14 protein-coding genes, 1 rRNA gene and 2 riboswitches are annotated in these 18322 nt (G+C 71.3%); of the genes, 2 read left to right on the plus strand and 13 right to left on the minus strand.

What is annotated here, in order from left to right; all coding sequences use genetic code 11:
- Positions 1-44: 44 nt before the first annotated feature.
- On the minus strand, positions 45-2945 hold the full coding sequence (gene gcvP / locus HS99_RS07910; RefSeq protein WP_030598424.1) for an aminomethyl-transferring glycine dehydrogenase: 2901 nt from the start codon (positions 2943-2945) through the stop codon (positions 45-47).
- A 104-nt stretch (positions 2946-3049) separates the two neighbouring features.
- A riboswitch (glycine riboswitch) is annotated at positions 3050-3181 on the minus strand.
- Position 3182: 1 nt separating this feature from the next.
- Positions 3183-3286: riboswitch (glycine riboswitch) on the minus strand.
- A 223-nt stretch (positions 3287-3509) separates the two neighbouring features.
- Between gcvP and HS99_RS40815 the strand changes: the two genes are divergently transcribed.
- A complete protein-coding gene (locus tag HS99_RS40815; RefSeq protein ID WP_078867544.1) occupies positions 3510-4580 on the plus strand; it encodes a PRC and DUF2382 domain-containing protein in 1071 nt (356 codons plus the stop codon).
- A gap of 194 nt (positions 4581-4774) precedes the next feature.
- A complete protein-coding gene (locus tag HS99_RS07920) occupies positions 4775-6259 on the plus strand; it encodes an MFS transporter (protein ID WP_030288348.1) in 1485 nt (494 codons plus the stop codon).
- 147 nt (positions 6260-6406) lie between these two features.
- Here the strand turns inward: HS99_RS07920 and HS99_RS07925 are convergent, their stop codons facing one another.
- From HS99_RS07925 to rrf, 12 genes are all read right to left on the minus strand, one after another.
- Positions 6407-7792 (minus strand): DNA polymerase IV, encoded by a 1386-nt coding sequence (locus HS99_RS07925; protein ID WP_030555008.1) that lies wholly within the window; start codon positions 7790-7792, stop codon positions 6407-6409.
- 82 nt (positions 7793-7874) lie between these two features.
- Positions 7875-8597, minus strand: coding sequence for a SanA/YdcF family protein (locus HS99_RS07930; protein WP_223885902.1), 723 nt, complete (start codon positions 8595-8597; stop codon positions 7875-7877).
- 96 nt (positions 8598-8693) lie between these two features.
- Positions 8694-9338 carry a MerR family transcriptional regulator gene (locus HS99_RS07935; RefSeq protein WP_030288340.1) on the minus strand — a complete coding sequence of 215 codons (645 nt, stop codon included), beginning with the start codon at positions 9336-9338 and terminating at the stop codon, positions 8694-8696.
- 233 nt (positions 9339-9571) lie between these two features.
- The gene (locus HS99_RS07940; protein ID WP_030062493.1) at positions 9572-10048 is read right to left on the minus strand and encodes a bifunctional nuclease family protein; all 477 of its coding nucleotides are present in this window, start codon (positions 10046-10048) and stop codon (positions 9572-9574) included.
- A gap of 115 nt (positions 10049-10163) precedes the next feature.
- Positions 10164-10877, minus strand: coding sequence for a transcriptional regulator FtsR (gene ftsR, locus HS99_RS07945; protein ID WP_037830786.1), 714 nt, complete (start codon positions 10875-10877; stop codon positions 10164-10166).
- Between the two features lie 182 nt (positions 10878-11059).
- Entirely contained in the window at positions 11060-11941 is an 882-nt protein-coding gene (locus HS99_RS07950; protein WP_063737809.1) for a double zinc ribbon and FHA domain-containing protein, read from the minus strand.
- A gap of 226 nt (positions 11942-12167) precedes the next feature.
- Complete coding sequence (locus HS99_RS07955; protein WP_232543150.1) at positions 12168-13277, minus strand: DUF881 domain-containing protein; 1110 nt, start codon at positions 13275-13277, stop codon at positions 12168-12170.
- Positions 13261-13593 (minus strand): small basic family protein, encoded by a 333-nt coding sequence (locus HS99_RS07960; protein ID WP_030062488.1) that lies wholly within the window; start codon positions 13591-13593, stop codon positions 13261-13263. Before HS99_RS07960 ends, HS99_RS07955 begins: the two co-directional genes overlap by 17 nt.
- Positions 13590-14669, minus strand: coding sequence for a DUF881 domain-containing protein (locus HS99_RS07965; RefSeq protein ID WP_305953103.1), 1080 nt, complete (start codon positions 14667-14669; stop codon positions 13590-13592). The genes HS99_RS07960 and HS99_RS07965 overlap by 4 nt, the downstream gene beginning before the upstream one ends.
- Positions 14670-14858: 189 nt before the next feature.
- Positions 14859-17354 carry a mannose-1-phosphate guanyltransferase gene (locus HS99_RS07970; RefSeq protein ID WP_030288328.1) on the minus strand — a complete coding sequence of 832 codons (2496 nt, stop codon included), beginning with the start codon at positions 17352-17354 and terminating at the stop codon, positions 14859-14861.
- Positions 17355-17478: 124 nt separating this feature from the next.
- On the minus strand, positions 17479-18099 hold the full coding sequence (clsA, locus tag HS99_RS07975) for a cardiolipin synthase ClsA (protein WP_030288326.1): 621 nt from the start codon (positions 18097-18099) through the stop codon (positions 17479-17481).
- 99 nt (positions 18100-18198) lie between these two features.
- A 5S ribosomal RNA gene (gene rrf, locus HS99_RS07980) occupies positions 18199-18315 on the minus strand.
- Between the last annotated feature and the right edge of the window lie 7 nt (positions 18316-18322).

An 18322-nucleotide genomic window follows, 5' to 3' on the forward strand; every position in this document is an offset into this window, starting at 1 on the left:
GAAACCTTCCGCCGGGGCCCTGCCCCGTGCCCGTCCGATGAGGATCAGACGCCGTACTCGTCCAGCGGCGGGCAGGAGCAGACCAGGTTCCGGTCGCCGTACGCGCCGTCGATCCGGCTCACCGGCGGCCAGTACTTGTCCGCCGGGTTCACGCCCGCCGGGAAGACCGCCTCCTGCCGCGAGTAGCCGTGCGCCCAGTCGCCGGCCAGCTCGGCGGCGGTGTGCGGGGCGTTGCGCAGCGGGTTGTCGTCCGCGGCCCACGCGCCCGAGCCGACCTTGTCGATCTCGCCGCGGATCTCGATCATCGCGTCGCAGAACCGGTCGATCTCGTGCAGGTCCTCGGACTCGGTCGGCTCGATCATCAGCGTGCCGGCCACCGGGAAGGACATCGTCGGCGCGTGGAAACCGTAGTCGATCAGGCGCTTGGCGATGTCGTCCACCGTCACGCCCGTCTCCTTGGTCAGCGGGCGCAGGTCGATGATGCACTCGTGCGCGACCAGCCCGCCCGGGCCGGTGTAGAGCACCGGGAAGTGCGGGGACAGGCGCTTGGCGATGTAGTTGGCGTTCAGCACCGCGACCTGGGTCGCGCGCTTGAGGCCCTCGCCGCCCATCAGCCGGACGTACGCCCAGGAGATCGGCAGGATCGCCGCCGAGCCCCACGGCGCGGCCGAGATCGGGCCGACCCCGGTGGCCGGGCCGGCCTCCTCCTGCAGCGGGTGGTTCGGCAGGTACGGCGCCAGGTGGGCACGCACCGCGACCGGGCCGACGCCCGGGCCGCCGCCGCCGTGCGGGATGCAGAAGGTCTTGTGCAGGTTCAGGTGCGAGACGTCCGCGCCGAACTTGCCCGGCTTGGCCAGGCCCACCAGGGCGTTCAGGTTGGCGCCGTCCACGTAGACCTGGCCGCCGGCCTCGTGCACCAGGGCGCAGATGTCGGTGATCTGGGTCTCGTACACGCCGTGGGTCGACGGGTAGGTGACCATCAGCACCGAGAGGTTGTCGCGGTGCTGCTCGATCTTGGCCTTCAGGTCCTCGACGTCCACGTCGCCGTCGACCAGGGTCTTCACCACGACCACGCGCATGCCGGCCATCACCGCGGAGGCGGCGTTGGTTCCGTGCGCCGAGGACGGGATCAGGCAGACGTCGCGCTGGGTGTCGCCGTTGGCGTGGTGGTAGGCGCGGACGGCCAGCAGGCCGGCCAGCTCGCCCTGGGAGCCCGCGTTCGGCTGGATCGAGACGGCGTCGTAGCCGGTGACCTCGACGAGCTGCTGCTCCAGCTGGCGGATCAGGGTCAGGTAGCCCGCGGCCTGGTCGACCGGCGCGAAGGGGTGCAGCTGGCCGAACTCCGGCCAGGTCACCGCCTCCATCTCGGTGGTGGCGTTGAGCTTCATGGTGCAGGAGCCCAGCGGGATCATGCCGCGGTCGAGCGCGTAGTCCCGGTCCGACAGGCGGCGCAGGTAGCGCAGCATGGCGGTCTCCGAGCGGTGGCTGTGGAAGACCGGGTGGGTCAGGTACTCGTCCTCGCGCAGCAGCGCGGCCGGCAGGGTCTCGGCGGCCTCGGCCACCTCGACGGCGGGGACGCCGAACGCGGCCCAGACGCCGGCCAGGTGCTCGCGGGTGGTGGTCTCGTCGGTGGAGACCGAGATCCGGTCCTCGCCGTCCTGGTACACGTTGATGCCGTTGGCGCGGGCGGCGGCGGCGATCTCGGCGGCGCGGCCCGGGACGACGGCGGTGACGGTGTCGAAGAACTCGCCGTGCAGCAGCTCGACGCCACCGGCCCGCAGGCCCTCGGCGAGGGCGGCCGCGTAGCGGTGGGTGCGGCGGGCGATGTCGGCCAGGCCGTCCGGGCCGTGGTAGACGGCGTACATCGAGGCCATCACGGCGAGCAGCACCTGGGCGGTGCAGATGTTGCTGGTGGCCTTTTCGCGGCGGATGTGCTGCTCGCGGGTCTGCAGCGCCAGGCGGTAGGCGCGGTTGCCGTCGGCATCGACGGAGACGCCGACCAGGCGGCCGGGCAGCGAGCGGGCGTACTCGGCGCGCACCGACAGGTAGCCGGCGTGCGGGCCGCCGAAGCCCATCGGCACGCCGAAGCGCTGCGAGGTGCCGCAGGCGATGTCCGCGCCCAGCGCGCCCGGGGACTTGAGCAGGGTGAGCGCCAGCAGGTCGGCGGCGACGGCGACGATCGCGCCCAGGCCGTGCGCCTGCTCTATCACCGGGGCGAGGTCGCGGACCACACCGGTGGCGCCCGGGTACTGCAGCAGCACGCCGAAGACGCCGCGCTCGGCGATCTCGGCCGGGATGCCCTCGGAGAGGTCGGCGACGACGACCTCGACACCGGTCGGCACGGCGCGGGTGTTGATCACCGCGACGGTCTGCGGCAGGGTCTCGGCGTCGACCAGGAAGACGCCGCCCTTGACCTTGGTGACGCGGCGGGCCAGCGCCATCGCCTCGGCGGCCGCGGTGCCCTCGTCCAGCAGCGAGGAGCCGGAGGTGGGCAGGCCGGTCAGGTCGGAGACCAGGGTCTGGAAGTTGAGCAGCGCCTCCAGGCGGCCCTGCGAGATCTCCGGCTGGTACGGGGTGTAGGCGGTGTACCAGGCCGGGTTCTCCATGACGTTGCGCAGGATCACCGGCGGGGTGAAGGTGCCGTAGTAACCCAGGCCGATCATCGGCTGGAGCACCTGGTTGCGGCCGGCCAGCTCGCGCAGCTCGGCGAGGACCTGGGCCTCGCTGCGGCCGGCGGGCAGGTCCAGGGCGGTGATGGAACGGATGGCCTCGGGAACGGCCGTGGCGGCGAGCTCGTCCAGCGAGCCGTAGCCGACGGACGCCAGCATCTTCTCCTGGGCGGCGGCGTCGGGGCCGATGTGGCGGTTCTCGAAGGGGCTGGCCAGCTCAAGCTCGGTGAGGGTCGAGGCGCCGGTGGGGCGTCCCGCGTTCGGCTGGGCGTTCATGGTGGTCGAGGCCTCCTGGTCACGGACCGGCGGGGGTACGCACGCCGGCTGGCCGACGCCGCTGCGGACAGCGGACCGGCCTGGGCGGACGGACCCGAAAGGCCTCCCCCTCTGTCATCGGGACCTGAGAGCTTCGCCCGCACGTCGCGCTGTGGCGCTCCGTCGGCTTGCACCGTCGGTGAGGGTGGTGATCACCGGCTCCCGCGCCGGCGGTCCTGCCCTGCTTTCCAGAGTGACCTATCCCGCACGGTACGGATGCCTGAGAGATTCCGGGGAGGAGTTGCTCCTTCGGCGCCCCGACCAGTGGTTTTCGCCGTCGGGGACTCTCCCGAGCGGGCTCGGCGGTCGCCGCCCAGGGTACCAGCGGGAGGCCTTCCGATCACGGGTGCTTCGGGTCACTCCGGGTCTACGCGCGTCCCCCGTCCGGCCCAGTGCCGACCCGTCCGGGCGCACCCCGGTCGCGCGCGTCCTTTTCATGGCTTTTCGTGTGAAGTGGCGGACGGGACGGGTGGTCCGGTCGCCGATCTGTGGGACTTCCGCAGGCGCAGCGCACTGGAGGAAAGCGTGCAGACCGACATCGATCCCCGCGACCTCATCGGCCACAAGGCTGTCGACCGCAACGGAGACAAGATCGGCACGGTCGACGAGGTCTACCTGGACGACGCCACCGGACAGCCGGAGTGGGCGGCCATCCGCACCGGCATCTTCGGCCGGGACGCCTTCGTCCCGCTCACCACGAGCGAGTTCTCCGGCGAGGAACTCCGGGTCCCGTACGACAAGACGCTGGTCAAGGACTCTCCGGACTTCGGCGTGGGCCAGCACCTGTCGCCCGCCCAGGAGCTCCAGCTCTACCGCTACTACGGCCTCGACACCCCGGTGGACGGCCATCCGATCTCCGGGGAGCCCGGCCGGGACGCCCAGCCCGACATCGACTTCGGCACCACGCCGGCCGCCACGGTCGCCGAGCCCCTCGCCTTCCACTCCCCCGTCCCCGACTCGACGATGACCGCCACCAGCACCGGCACCAGCACCAGCACCAGCACCAGCACCAGCACGGAGGCCTACCTGCGATCCCTCGACACCCCCGCACCGGCCCCCGCCCACGCCGCCGAGCCGATGTCCCGGCCCGTTCCGACCGCGGCCGGCCCCCTCGCGCCCGACACCGACACCTCGGCCCCCGGCGCCCCGGTGGAGTTCACCTGCCGCGAGGAGCGGCTGGACATCAGCACGGAGTGGCACGTCCTGGGCACCGCGAGGCTGCGCAAGTACGTGACCACCGAGCAGGTCGAGCGCCGGGTGCCGGTGGTCCGCGAGCGGGTCCGGGTGGAGCGGGTACGGGTCAGTGACGCCGAGCGCGCATCGCTGACCGAGGAGGAGATCGCCGAGGCGGTGGAAGAGGTCACCGTCCGCGAGGAACGGCCGGTGGTCCGCAAGTACCTCGCCCCGATCGAGCGGGTCCGCCTGGTGGTCGAGCGGTACACCGAGGAGGAGTTGGTCCAGGACGAGCTCCGTCGCGAGAACGTCGAGATCCACGACACCACCGCCTCGGCCACCCCTGCGCCGAGCCCGACCAACGGCTCGATGCCCCTGGCCCCGGAGGGCCCCCACTCCACCACCCTGCGCCCGATGGTCTGATCGCAACACCCGACGGCACCGCCGAAGGGCCCCGGGACCCCGGTCCGGGGCCCTTCGCCGTGCCCGCGATCCGCCGGTCGGTCATAGGCGAACCTTCACCTTTGCCAAACCTTAACCAGTCGATATTTGACACTCTGAAGTATCTTCCGGCAGGGTTACTTCAGCACATTCACTATGTACGGGAGGAAGCAACCGTGAGTGAGGCACCACAGCCCACCACCGCGGCCGAGAAGCAGAGCAACGCCCGGGTCCTGCCGGCCCTCATCCTGGCGATGCTGTCGTTCAGCGTGGTGCAGACCGCGGTCGTCCCGATCCTGCCGTCGCTGGCCAAGGAACTGGACGTCTCGGGCTCCAACATCACCTGGCTGATGACCGCCAACCTGCTGTCCGCCGCCGTGCTGACTCCCCTGCTGGGCCGCTTCGGCGACCTCCGGGGCCGCAAGCCCATGCTGCTGATCTCGCTGGCCGGTCTGGTCGCCGGTTCGGCCCTGGCGGTCAGCACCCACTCCTTCACCTGGCTGGTCGTCGCCCGCGTCCTCCAGGGCGCCGGCGGTGGCGTGATGCCACTGGCGATCAGCATCGTCCGCGACGAGCTGCCCAAGCAGAAGGTCACCGGCGGCGTCGCCGCCATCAGTGCCTCGATGGGCGTCGGCTCCGGCCTCGGCCTGGTCGCCACCGGCCTGCTGCTGGAGCACTGGAACTACAAGTCCATCTTCTGGATGGGCCTGGTCTTCGGCCTGATCGCGGTCGCCCTGGTCGCCTTCCGCGTCCCGACCGACCCGGTGACCGACAAGGAGGGCGGCGCCGACCCGATCGGTGCCCTCGCCCTGGCCGCCTGGCTCTCCGCCCTGCTGGTCGCGGTCAGCCAGGGCAACCACTGGGGCTGGACCTCCACCAAGACCCTCGGCCTGTTCGCCGTCGCCGCCGTGGTGGCCCTGGTCTGGGGCGTCATCGAGACCAAGGTCTCGCACCCCCTGGTCGACCTGAAGATGATGTCCCGCCCGGCCGTGGCCTTCACCAACCTGTCCGGCCTGCTCATCGGCTTCGGCATGTACGGCTCGTTCATGGTCATCAGCAACTTCGCCCAGACCCCGGAGAAGTACGCCCACTACGGCTTCACCGCGACCGTCCTGCACGCCGGTGTGATGCTGCTGCCGTCCGCCATCGGCTCGATGGTGGCCGCCCCGGTCGGCGCCCTGCTGATCGCCCGCCGCGGCCCGCGCCTGCCGCTGGTCCTCGGTGGCGTCCTGGGTGCGGTCTCGATGGCCTACCTGGCCCTGCGGCACAGCCACGAGGGCGACATCTACACCGCCTCCGCCATCTTCGGCCTCGGCATCGGCCTCGCCTTCGCCGCGATGCCGGCCTTCATCAACGGCGCCGTCCCGGTCGAGCAGAGCGGCATCGCCAACGGCATGAACTCCGTGCTGCGCACCGTCGGCGGCGCCATCGGCACCGCCGTGATGACCGCCATCCTGACCGGCGACGTCATGAAGCTCCCGATCCCGGTGCTGCTGCCCACCCTGGACGCCTACAAGCACGCGTTCTGGACCACGGCCGTCGTCTGCGTCATCGCCGGCGCCGTCCCCTTCCTGATCCGCACCGTCAAGTCGGCCCCGGCCGTCGCCGACGGCTCGGCCCCGCAGGACTCCAGCCCCCAGCTGGCCAAGACCGACGCCTGACGAGGCGTCCGGCCCGCGCGCTCAGGGACAGGACGCGCGGGCCCCGGTCTCCGCTCGGTCGCGAGGGCATCACGACCGTCCGGAGTCCGGCACGGTATGCGGCCCCACCCGGTGCTTCCACCGGGTGGGGCCGTTCCGCATCCCGCCTCACTCCCCCTCGCTGCCCGGCTCCTCGGCCTGCCGCAGCGGCAGCGGCGGGGCCGGCTCCAGCGCCGGATCGTCCACCGCGAAGGTCCGCACCCGCCCCGGCCCGCTCCACGGGGTCTCGAACCGCACGGTGACCCGCCCGACTCCGCTGCCCTGCACCCAGCCCGGCCCCCACTCGGCGTGGTGGACGTCCTGTCCGGGCATCCAGCGGCGCACCACCGGCTCCTCCGGCTCCTCCTCGGCCACCGCCGCCTCGGCCGCCTCGGCGTGCTCCGCCGCCTCCTCCCGCAGGGCCTGCGCGAACAGGTCCTCCTGGGTGTAGTCGGCGAGTTGGGCGACTCCCACCCCGAGCAGCCGGACCCCGCCGGTGATGTCCACCTGCTCGGCCAGTCGCCGCGCCGTCGAGGTGATCACCGCCTCGTCGTCGGTCGGGCCGCCGAGGGTCTCCGAGCGCGTCAGCGTCGAGAAGTCGAACCGCCGGACCTTGAGCACCACCGTGCGCCCCGAGCGCCCGGCCGCCCGCAGCCGCCGCACGCACCGGCCCGCCAGCGCCTCCACCTCGCGCAGCACCCGGTCCCGGTCGGCCAGGTCCACCTCGTAGGTGTCCTCCACCGAGACCGACTTGGCGTCCTGGTCGGCCACCACCGGCCGCTCGTCCAGCCCTATCGACATCTGGTGGATCCCGGCGCCGTGCGCCCGCCCGAGCAATTGGACCAGCTCCGCCTCCCCCGCGTCCGCCAGGTCCGCCACCGTGCTCAGCCCGGCCCGCCGCAGCACCTGCTCGGTGGCCGGGCCGATCCCCGGCAGCGCCCGGACCGGCATCGGGCCGAGCACCGCCCGTTCCCGCCCCGGCTCGATCAGCACCAGCCCGTCCGGCTTGGCCTGCTCGGAGGCGATCTTCGCCATCAGCTTGGAGCCCGCCGCCCCGACCGAGCCGGTCAGCCCGGTGCGCCGCTGGATGTCCGCCCGCAGGTCCTCCGCCACGGCGAGCACCAGCCGCTCCCCGGTCTCGTGGTCGGTCTCGGCCAGCACCGGGCCGTAGGGACCGGCCTCCAGGTCGACGAAGGCCTCGTCCAGGCTCAGCGGCTGCACCAGCGGCGACAGCTCGCGCAGCAACCCCATCACGATCTCGCTGTTCTGCCGGTACGCCTCGAAGCGCCCGGTCAGGAAGGCCGCGTTCGGGCACAGCCGCCGCGCCTGCGCCATCGGCATCGCCGAGTGCACCCCGAACCTCCGCGCCTCGTACGAGGCCGTGGAGACCACCCCGCGCCCGCCGAGCCCGCCGACGATCACCGGCTTCCCGCGCAGGCTCGGCTTGGCCGCCTGCTCCACCGCCGCGAAGAAGGCGTCCATGTCGAGGTGGATGATGCTCGGCAGAGATCGCACCCGCCGATCATCGCGCACGGGTCCGACAGTGCGTACGAACCCGGCCGGGACCCCGCGCCCGGCGGGAACCGTCGGACACGCCCTACCGCGCCGCGGCCGCCGCCAACGCCTTCGGGATGCCGTCCTCCTTCGGCCCGAGGAACTCCGGGTCCGGCCGCAGCAGGACGTTCACCGCCGCCTTGCCCGCCCCGGCGACCTCCCGCAGCCCGCCGTACAGCCAGGTGATGTCGTGCGGCTCCGGCACCCCGACCGCGTAGGAGCGGATGCCCGCCGCCTCGCACAGCGCCAGCGCCCGCCGGACGTGGAAGTCCTGGCTGACCAGCACCGCCCGGTCCACCCCGAAGATCCGGTGCGCCCGGGTGCAGGAGTTCCAGGTGTCGAAGCCCGCGTAGTCCCGGACCACCCGGTCCCCCGGGACCCCGTGCTCGGTCAGGTACCGGTACATCGCGTCCGGCTCGTCGTACTCGGTCCGCCCGTTGTCCCCGGTCACCAGGACGGCCTTCACCTTGCCCTCCCGGTACAGGTCCAGCGCGGCCACCAGCCGGTGCTCCAGGTACGGCGACGGCTTGCCCTGGTCCAGCCCGGCGCCGAAGACCACGGCCACCGGCGCCGACGGCGCGCTCTCCACCGTGCCCACCCGGTCCCCCGCCGCGAACCACAACCAGGCGCTCGGCGCCAGCGCCAGCGAGCACAGCAGGGTCGTGACCTGGAAGACCCTGCGCTGCGTCCGGCGCTCCCGCAGCCGCGCCCGCAGCCCCCCGGCCCGACGCCGCAGCAACCCCGATATCCCGGTACCGGCCTCCACGTGCCCCTCCCTCGATCGCTCCACCAGGCAACACGACGGGGCCGTGGCCCGGAACGGTTCCCCGTTCCGGGCCACGGCCCCGTCGGAATCGCTCCGTCAGACCGCCCGGTTGCGCCGCTGCGCCAGTTCGTCCGCCGGATCGTTGCCCACCAGCGTCTCGCCGGTGTCGGTTCGCTCCGCGTGCAGCCGCCCGAGGGTCAGCTCCAGCTCCTGCCAGACCGCTCCGACCGCGATGCCGAACACCCCCTGACCGCCCTTCAGCAGATCGACCACCTGCTGCGGCGTGGTGCACTCGTACACCGTCGCACCGTCACACATCAGCGTCAGCCCGGTCAGGTCGGCCTGATCGGCGGACTGCAGATGGGCGACGGCCACCCGGATGTTCTGCAGCGAGACGCCCGCGTCGAGCAGCCGCTTCACGATCTTCAGCAGCAGGACGTCACGGAAGCTGTAGAGCCGCTGACTGGTCGCCGGGTACGCGGTCCGCACGCTGGGCTCCAGCAGTCCGGTGCGGGCCCAGTAGTCCAGCTGGCGGTAGGTGATCCCGGCCGCCGCACAGGCCGTCGGACCGCGGAAACCGAGCAGTTCGGACGTCGGGGCCAGCCGCTCGATCGCGGGCTGGCCCGGCTGCACGGCCGGGAACCGGCCCACCCTGGGAAGGTCCGACACGGTGCGAGCGGTGCGCGGCATATGCACGGCGCACAGGCCTCCCACGGCCGCGTCATCGCCGGTGCTGCTCATGCCTACCTCCGTCCGCTCGTGCTGCGGGCAATCCGACTGCGGGCATCGGCCACCCGGACAGCCACTCCTGACGGTAGGCAGTCCCCTATGACCCGTCAACGATCGCCACGCCGGGCCAGACAAACCACATCACTCAGGAGAGTGGTTTTTCGTGCCCCTAGTGTGGGTAGATGGACGGATTTTGGCAAAACGGCACGCTGAAGAGCTGACCGAACCGTCCGCACCACTGCGGACTACTGGGGACCGCCCCCGCCGAAGTCCTCGGGCGACACCTGGTCGAGGAACTCGCGGAACTTCTCGACCTCGTCCTCCTGCTCGTCCGGGATCGCGATGCCCGCCTCCGCGAGCACCTCCTCGCTCCCGTAGATCGGCGTGCCGGTGCGCAGGGCCAGAGCTATGGCGTCGGACGGCCGCGCACTCACCTCGACCCCGCCGGCGAACACCAGCTCGGCGTAGAACACGCCCTCCCGCAGGTCGGTGATCCGGACCTCGGTGAGCTGCTGACCGAGCGCTTCCAGGACGTCCTTGAACAGGTCGTGCGTCAGCGGGCGCACCGGAGTCATGCCCTGCTGGGCGAAGGCGATCGCGGTCGCCTCGCCGGGGCCGATCCAGATCGGCAGGTACCGGTCTCCCCCGACCTCCCGCAGCAGCACGATCGGCTGGTTGGAAGGCATCTCCACTCGGACACCCACGACGTCGAGCTCATTCACACAGGCAACCCTATGGCTCCGATCCCGGATATGAAAGCGCAGGGCCGACGCCGCTGGTCAGCGCGGTGCACCGGCCACGCCGGGGACGCCTCGGGGGCCGTCGTCCGGGCCCGGGTCACGCCCTGGACAGGCCCTGGCCGCAGGTGCGCAGACCGGCCTGGACCATGGCCGCGTGCAGCCGTACGGACAGCATCGCCAGCTCCCGCGCGGTGGCCTCCGCGTGCGCCCGGGTCTGCGGGTTCCGGTGCCGCCGCAGCGGCGCCACCACCTGCTCCACCAGCGCGATCTCGCGGTCCGCCGCCGCCTTCATGGCCCTCAGGTGCCGCGGCTCCAGTCCGTACCGGCCGAGTTCCGCGACCAGCCGGGCCACCTGCAGCGCCTCCCCGTCGTACCCGCCGTCCGGGCCCGGCGCGACCAGCCCGTACGACTCCCACTCGGCCAGCTCCCGCTCACCGGCCTCGGCCGCCGCCAGCAGCTCGGCGCGCCCCAGACGGACCCCCGAGGAGGCGTCGGCCGAGGCCACCAACTCACGGTCGGCCTCCTCCAGCGGCCCCCGCCGGGTTTCGGCCGCGGACGGCAGCGCGGGCGGGGCCTCACCGCGCTCGATCGCGTCCAGGTGCTCGCGGATCACCCGCAGCGGCAGGTAGTGGTCCCGCTGCATCCGCAGGACGTAGGCCAGCCGCTCGACGTCCGACGGGCTGAACTTGCGGTACCCGGAGGGGGTGCGCTGCGGCTCGACCAGGCCCTCCGCCTCCAGGAAGCGGATCTTGGAGATGGTCACTTCGGGGAAGTCGTCACGCAGGAAGGCCAGCACCGCGCCGATGCTCAACAGCTCGTCACCACCGCGCCGCCGCCCGGCGGGCCGGTCCGGCCGGACCGGCTGCCTTGGGCCCGCGACCACCCCGCGCCCACCCCGGTCCGCGTGCGGACCGGACGACGACGCAGGGTTGGCCGCCCCGAGAGAAGAGGAAGGGGTATTCGTATTCACTCGGGCTCCTACCGACGTTGGCTTCAGTACCCCCGGTGGTGGCCGGCGAAGAACACCAGCCGGTACTTCCCGATCTGGACCTCGTCGCCGTTGTTCAGCGGCACCTCGTCGATCCGCTCCCGGTTGACGTAGGTGCCGTTCAGGCTGCCCACGTCGGCGACGATGAAGCCGGCCGGGGTGCGGCGGAACTCCACGTGCCGCCGGGAGACCGTGACGTCGTCCAGGAAGATGTCACCCTGCGGGTGGCGCCCCGCCGTGGTGATGTCCGAGTCCAGCAGGAACCGGCTGCCCGAGTTCGGGCCGCGCTGGACGATCAGCAGCGCCGAGCCCGGCGGCAGCGCGTCGATCGCCGACAGCACCTCGGCCGACAGGGCCGGCGTGGTGCCGGTGCCGGTCGTGGCGGAGGGGTCGTAGGACTCCAGGCCGGAGATCGAGATGGTCGACGTGGTCTCCGCCGCCCCCTCGGGCAGCAGGCCGCCGCGCAACGCGGTGCCGCAGTTGGAACAGAAGCGGGCCGCGGCCGGGTTCTGGTTGCCGCACCTGGGGCACGGAGTGGGGCCAGCCATGTTCACAGCCTCCTGGCGCGGCACACCCGACGGGTTGTGCCCGGCGTACGGGTCCGGTGCAAACCCTCCACCAGAGGTTGAGGGTGTTGACGGGAAACCTATGCGCGGGTCGCCGGAGGGGTCAACCGACGCGCCGTAACCCGCCGGATTCGCCGCGTACTGGGCGGCGGCGCCGTCCCGGTACAACTGCTGTCCGGCGTACGTCCCGGCCTCGGGAGCGGAACGCATGCCCGGCACCGCGGGCTCGTCCTCCGCCCGGCGGTGCCGCGCGGTCGGCGCCTCGACGGCGGCGGCGTCACGGCCCTTGTTGCGGCCGAACAACTTCGAGAAGAAACTCACGGGCGAATCCCCTTGCGTGTGACAGACCCGCCCGCGGGGCAGGGTGAGAACCTCGGACAGGCTGCGGGCCCGGTCGCGGCCCGGGCCTGCTGGAGTGGTACTCCGACGGTTGTTGCTGCGGTTGGTGCTACGGAGCGTACTGGTGCGAACCAGTCTCTCCCACGCGACGACGGCGCCCCGCACCGGGTGCCGCCCGCCCTTGACGGGCCGTTCGTCGAGCGCCTCGTCACTTCGAGGCCGGCTTGGCGTACTGCGGCGTCTTCAGGTCCACGAGGGCGTCGACGACCACCTTCTGCTGCTGGGTGATCGTCGCCCGCGCCTGGTGGCTCTCCAGGGTACGGACGACGCCCCCCGGGATGTTCAGCGCGGGCGTCAGGTCCTGCGGGTTCCCCACGACGGTGAACCGGTAGGGCTGCGAGACCTTCTTCCCGTCGATCTGCACCCCACCGCCCGACAGGTCGGTGAAGTAGGTGTTGACCACCACGCGCACGTCGTTGATCTGAATCGCCTCCGCCCCCGCCGCTCGAAGTTCCTGCAGGGTGTCCAGCAGCATATCTGCCTTCACCAGCCCTTGGGGATCGTCGACCGTGAGGACGATGCCAGGACCTGTGGCTTTGACCGTACCGGCCAGCACACCCAGTTCGGTCATCTTCTTCCTGGTCTGCTCCTGGGCCTCCTTGGCCTGGTTGGAGCTGTTCTCCAACTTGCCCAGGGACTGCTCCAGCTCCGCCTTCTCCTGCTGGAGACGCTGCTGACGGCTGTCCAGTTCGTCGAGGATCCGGACCAGGTCCTCCTGCCGGGCCCCGCGCAGCTGGTTGTGGTGGTCGTTGGTCGAGCGCACCTGGATCGCCAGCGCCAGGCCGAGCGAGAACAGCAGCAGGGCCACCACCAGCTGCCCGCGCGACAGCCGCGGCGGCCACAGCGCGGCCTGCAGCCGCCGCCGACCGGCGTTCCGGTCCACGGCGGGCGGCTCCTCGGCGGCCTCCGACGGTTCGACGGCCGCTGCCTCGGCCTCAGCCTCGACCGGCTCCGGCTCCGGCTCCGGCTCGGGACGGGCCGCCTTCACCAGCCGTACCGACGGCTCCGGGTCCTCCGCCCCGCCCTCGAACTCAGCCTTGGCGTCAGTCTCCTCCGGCCGCTCCTCGGCCTCGGCACACCCAGCCGCCTCCGGCTCCTCCGACTCCGCCGGAACGGATTCCTCGGGCGCCTTCCCGGTCGGCTCCTCGACCGGCTCCTCCACCGGCTCCTCGACGGTCTCCTCGACCGCTGGCGCCTCCGCCTTCTGCTCCTCCTCCGTCGCCGCCGTCTCGCGGCCCGACTCAGGCCCGGAAGACATGGCGCCGGATCGCGGCCGCGTTGGAGAAGATGCGGATGCCGAGGACGACGACCACACCCGTGGACAGCTGCGAGCCCACGCCCAACTGGTCACCCAGGAAGACGATCAGCGCCGCAACGACCACGTTCGACAGGAACGAGACGATGAAGACCTTGTCGTTGAAGATCCCGTCCAGCATCGCCCGGACCCCACCGAACACCGCGTCCAGCGCCGCCACCACCGCGATCGGCAGGTAGGGCACGACAGCGTCGGGCACCTCGGGTTGGACGAAGAGGCCGACGACCACCCCGATCACGAGACCCAGTACGGCAATCACGGTCTAGCTGCTCCTGTCCCTGTCGTGGTCTTGGCGGATCCGCTGGTCGGACGCCGCTTCGCGGTCGGTACGCTCCGGGTCACGGACGGTGAAACGGACGCGCCCGGGCTCTCCGCGGTTCCCGAGCCGCCCGACGGGGTCCCGCCAGGGCCGGTCGACGAGCCGCCCGAGGGCGTGGGGGTCGGCGTGGGCGAGGGTTCGGGCGTGACCGGCTGGGCGGTCCGCAGCGTCACGCCGACCGCCGCGGGCAGCGTCAGGCTCTTCTGCGCGGACAGCGTCGACTTGATGCCGTACTTCTCCTCCAGCAACCGCAGGTACTGCCCGGCCATGTCGTTCTCGAAGGCGGAGAGGAGTTTCGGACCGTCGCCGATCGCCTGGATGTTGTACGGCGGCACCAGCGGCCGGTTGTCCACCAGCACGGCCTCACCCGCGGCCCGGATCGCCGACAGCGCGGTCAGCCGCTGCCCGTTGATCGAGACGGCCTCCGCACCGGATCCCCACAGCCCGTTCACCACCAGCTGCAGGTCGCGGTCGCGCAGCCGCCCGCTGTTGGAGAAGCCCTGCCCGGCCCGCGGGTCGACGTTGCCCCCGCTCCCCGTGCCCGCGGCGTCCTCCAGGACCAGCTTCACCCCGGGCCCGGTGACCTCTCCGAGCCCCACCTGGTCGGTCAGACCGGCCGCCCCGGCGTCGCCCGAGGGCAGCGCCTGCTGCTGGGTGTCCTCCACCTTGCGCCGCAGGTCCTGGACCTCCTTCTGGAGGTGGTCCGCCGTGCCGTTGCTGTCGTTGATCCGGTGGATCAGCGCGTCCCGCTCCTTGGCCAGCGTCGGCTCGGCCTTGTGCGCGTTCACCGCACCGACCGTCACCACCGCCCCGACCAGCGCCAGACCGGCACCCAGCGTCAGTAGACCCCGCAGGGTCCGGGGTATCCGGCTGTCGTGCTCACCGCCGCGGGCCGCGGCCGCTTCGGCGTAGCCCTCGTCCAGGCTGTGGTCCATCACGTTGGTCAGCAGGGACATCGAGGCGTCCGGACGGTTGTACCGTCCGTTCGGAGCACTCGGCGTCGGCGTCGCTGGCATGCGGACCATCGTCCCATGGCCGCCGAGGGGGTCGCGCACGGCCCCTGAGCTGCACACACGCCGCACACATCAGCAGAAGTGTCAGACCGTTCCGAATGATGCGAAAACGGACGGCGGGGCGCGCGAACCGTTCCGCACACCCCGCCGTTCAGGGACTCGTCCGATCAGCGGACCCGTCCGCTCAGACCGTCACCTTCCCGCGCCCTCGACCACGGCCGCCCACTCGTCCAGCAGCGCCTCGGTCGCCTCGTCGTCCGGACCCTCGGCCCACAGGTGGGTGACCGCCTCGGCCGGGTCCGGCAGGACCAGCGTCCACCGCCCGTCCGCCTCGACCACCCGCACGCCGTCCGTGGTGTCCAGCCGCCGACTGCCGGCCGCCTCCACCACCGAGCGCATCACCATGCCCTTCGCGGCCCACGGCGTCGCGATGTCCCGGCGCCGGATGTGCGCCTGCGGGATCCGCGCGTCGATCTGGCTCAGCGTGAGCTGGGTACGGGCCACCAGACCGACCAACCGGACGAAGGCCGCCGCACCGTCCAGCACCCCGCTGAACTCGGGCACCACGAAGCCGCCGCGCCCGTCCCCGCCGAACACCGTGCCCTCGGCGGAGGCCGCCTTGGCGAGGTCGTCCGGCGTCGTCGTGGTCCAGATGACCTGGGTGCCGTGGTAGGCGGCGACCTGCTCGGCGATCCGGGTCGTGGTCACCGGCAGCGCAACCTGCCCGCTGCGCCGCTCGGCCGCGACCAGGTCGAGCAGCACCAGCAGTGCCCGGTCGTCGTCGATCACCCGGCCGAGCTCGTCCACGAACGCGACCCGCTCGCCGACCGGGTCGAACCGCACACCGAAGGCCGCCCGCGAGGAGGCCACCAGCTCGCCGAGCCTGGCCAGCCCGGCCCGCCGGGTCTCCGCGTCCTCGGTCGGCCGAGCCTCGTCCAGCCCGGAGGAGACGGTGAGCGCCTCCACGCCGAGCCGGCCGAGAATGCTGGGCAGCACGAGCCCGGCACTGCCGTGCGCGGTGTCCACCACCACCTTCAGCCCAGCCTCCCGGACCCCGGTGGTGTCCACCGTCCGCAGCAGGTTGCCCGCGTAGGAGTCGAACACGCTGGACGGGAAGGTCAGGTCCCCGATCTCGCCCGGGAAGGCCCGCCGGTACTCCTGGCGCGCGTAGACCCGGTCGAGCTTGCGCTGCCCGGCCTGGGAGAGGTCCGCCCCGCGCTCGTCGAAGAAGAGGATGTCGAGCGAGTCCGGCACCCCCGGCGTGGTCCGCAGGAAGATCCCGCCGGCGCTCCCCCGCGCGGTGTGCTGCCGGGCCACCGGCATCGGCACGTTCTCCAGGTCGCGGACGTCGATCGCGGAGGTCTGCAGAGCCGAAATCATCGCCCGTTTGAGCGCACGCGCACCACGCGAGTGGTCACGCGCAATGGTGACGGTGGCGCCCTTCTTCAACGTCGTGGCGTAGGCCCCGGCCAGCCGGACGGCCAGCTCCGGGGTGATCTCGACGTTCAGGATGCCGGAGACCCCGCGGGCGCCGAAGAGGTGTTCCTGGCCGCGCGACTCCCAGATCACCGAGGTGTTGACCACGGCGCCGGCCTCGATGGTCTTGAACGGGTAGACCCGGACGTTGGCCGCGATGATCGACTCCTCGCCGACCAGGCACTCGTCTCCGATCACCGCGCCGTCCTCGATCCGCGCGGCCCGCATCACGTCGGTGTTCTTGCCCACCACGCAGCCGCGCAGATTGCTCTGAGGACCGACATACACGTTGTCGTGCACCACCGCCTTGTGCAGGAAGGCACCGCGCTTGACCACCACGTTGCTGCCCAGCACGGTGTGCTCGCGGATCTCGACGCCGGCCTCGACCTTGGCGTAGTCCCCGATGTACAACGGCCCGCGCAGCACCGCCTCCGGGTCCACCTCGGCGCCCTCGGCCACCCAGACGCCCGGCGAGATCTCGAACCCCTCCAGCTCGACGTCGACCTTGCCCTCCAGGACGTCCGCCTGGGCCTTGCCGTAGCTCTCGTGGGTGCCCACGTCCTCCCAGTAGCCCTCGGCGACGTAGCCGTAGACCCGCTTGCCCTCCTTCAGCAGCTGGGGGAAGACGTCGCTCGACCAGTCGACGGACTCACCCGCCGCGACGTAGTCGAAGACCTCTGGCTCCATCACGTAGATACCGGTGTTCACCGTGTCGGAGAAGACCTGCCCCCAGGTCGGCTTCTCCAGGAAGCGCTCGACGCGGCCTTCCTCGTCCGTGATCGTGATCCCGAACTCCAGGGGATTCGGCACCCTGGTGAGACAGACGGTAACCAGTGCGTTCTTACTGCGGTGATAGTCGATCAACTTGGTGAGATCGAAATCGGTGAGCGCGTCGCCGGAGATCACCAGAAAGGAATCGTCCTTGAGCGCGTCCTCGGCGTTCTTGACACTCCCCGCAGTGCCGAGTGGCGTCTCCTCATGGGCATAGGTGAGATGCATGCCCAGTTCCTCACCGTCACCGAAGTAGTTCTTGACGAGTGACGCCAGGAACTGGACGGTGACGACGGTATCGGAGAGGCCGTGCCGCTTCAGCAGCCGAAGCACGTGCTCCATGATCGGCATATTGGCGACCGGAAGCAGCGGCTTCGGCATGCTGGAGGTCATCGGGCGGAGTCGGGTACCCTCGCCCCCTGCCATGACTACGGCTTTCATTACGGGTGCGTCCTCCTTCGCGGTGGTGGACCTACGGGTCCATCAAACCGTTCCAGAGGGTTCTCTACCCGGAAGGTCTCGTCCGACGCACCGGGGCGGCGTGGGACTTCTCTCAGATCGCGTCTCAGGCTGTGGACGTCGAGCCCGCGGCGGCGCGCTTGATGATCTGCCGCGCCTGAACCGCGTAAAGAATCGCGGACCACCAGTACAGCGTCGTCCCCCACCAGATGAAGGCCCAGCTCACCACCTCGGCCGGCCGCGCGATCCAGCTGTCGATGCCGCCGAGCAGCAGGAGCGGAAACGCATACATCAGATTGAAGGTCGCGGCCTTCCCCAGGAAACTCGTCTGCAGCGGACCGTAACCGTGCCGGTTCAGCATGGGCAGCAGCGACGCGATGAAGACTTCCCGGGCCAGCAGAATCGCCGTCACCCACCACGGCAGGAACTCACGCCACGTCAATCCGACCAGCGTGGACAAGACGTAGAGCCGGTCGGCCAGCGGGTCCAGCAGCTGTCCCACCCGGCTGATCTGCCCCCACCGCCTGGCGAGCTTTCCGTCCAGGTAGTCACTGACCCCGCTGAGCGCGAGGATCAACAGCGCCCAGCCGTCATTCTTGGGTCCGCCGAATGCGGGCCACAGGATGAGCCAGAGAAAGAGCGGAACACCGACCAGCCGGCCCATGCTCAGCAGGTTGGGGATGGTGAGGACGCGATCGGTCTGGACCCGCGTCTCCTGGACCTCCACCCGGGGGCCCTCCTGTCCTGTGTCACGACAATGCATGTTGACCCTACAACAGAGAAGCCCCCGTCCGGTTCACCCGGCGGGGGCTTCTCTCGAAGAATTGTTCGGCGGCGTCCTACTCTCCCACAGGGTCCCCCCTGCAGTACCATCGGCGCTGTGAGGCTTAGCTTCCGGGTTCGGAATGTAACCGGGCGTTTCCCTCACGCTATGACCACCGAAACACTAT

This window comes from Kitasatospora aureofaciens (assembly GCF_001188955.3).
Classification (GTDB): Bacteria; Actinomycetota; Actinomycetes; order Streptomycetales; family Streptomycetaceae; genus Kitasatospora; species Kitasatospora aureofaciens.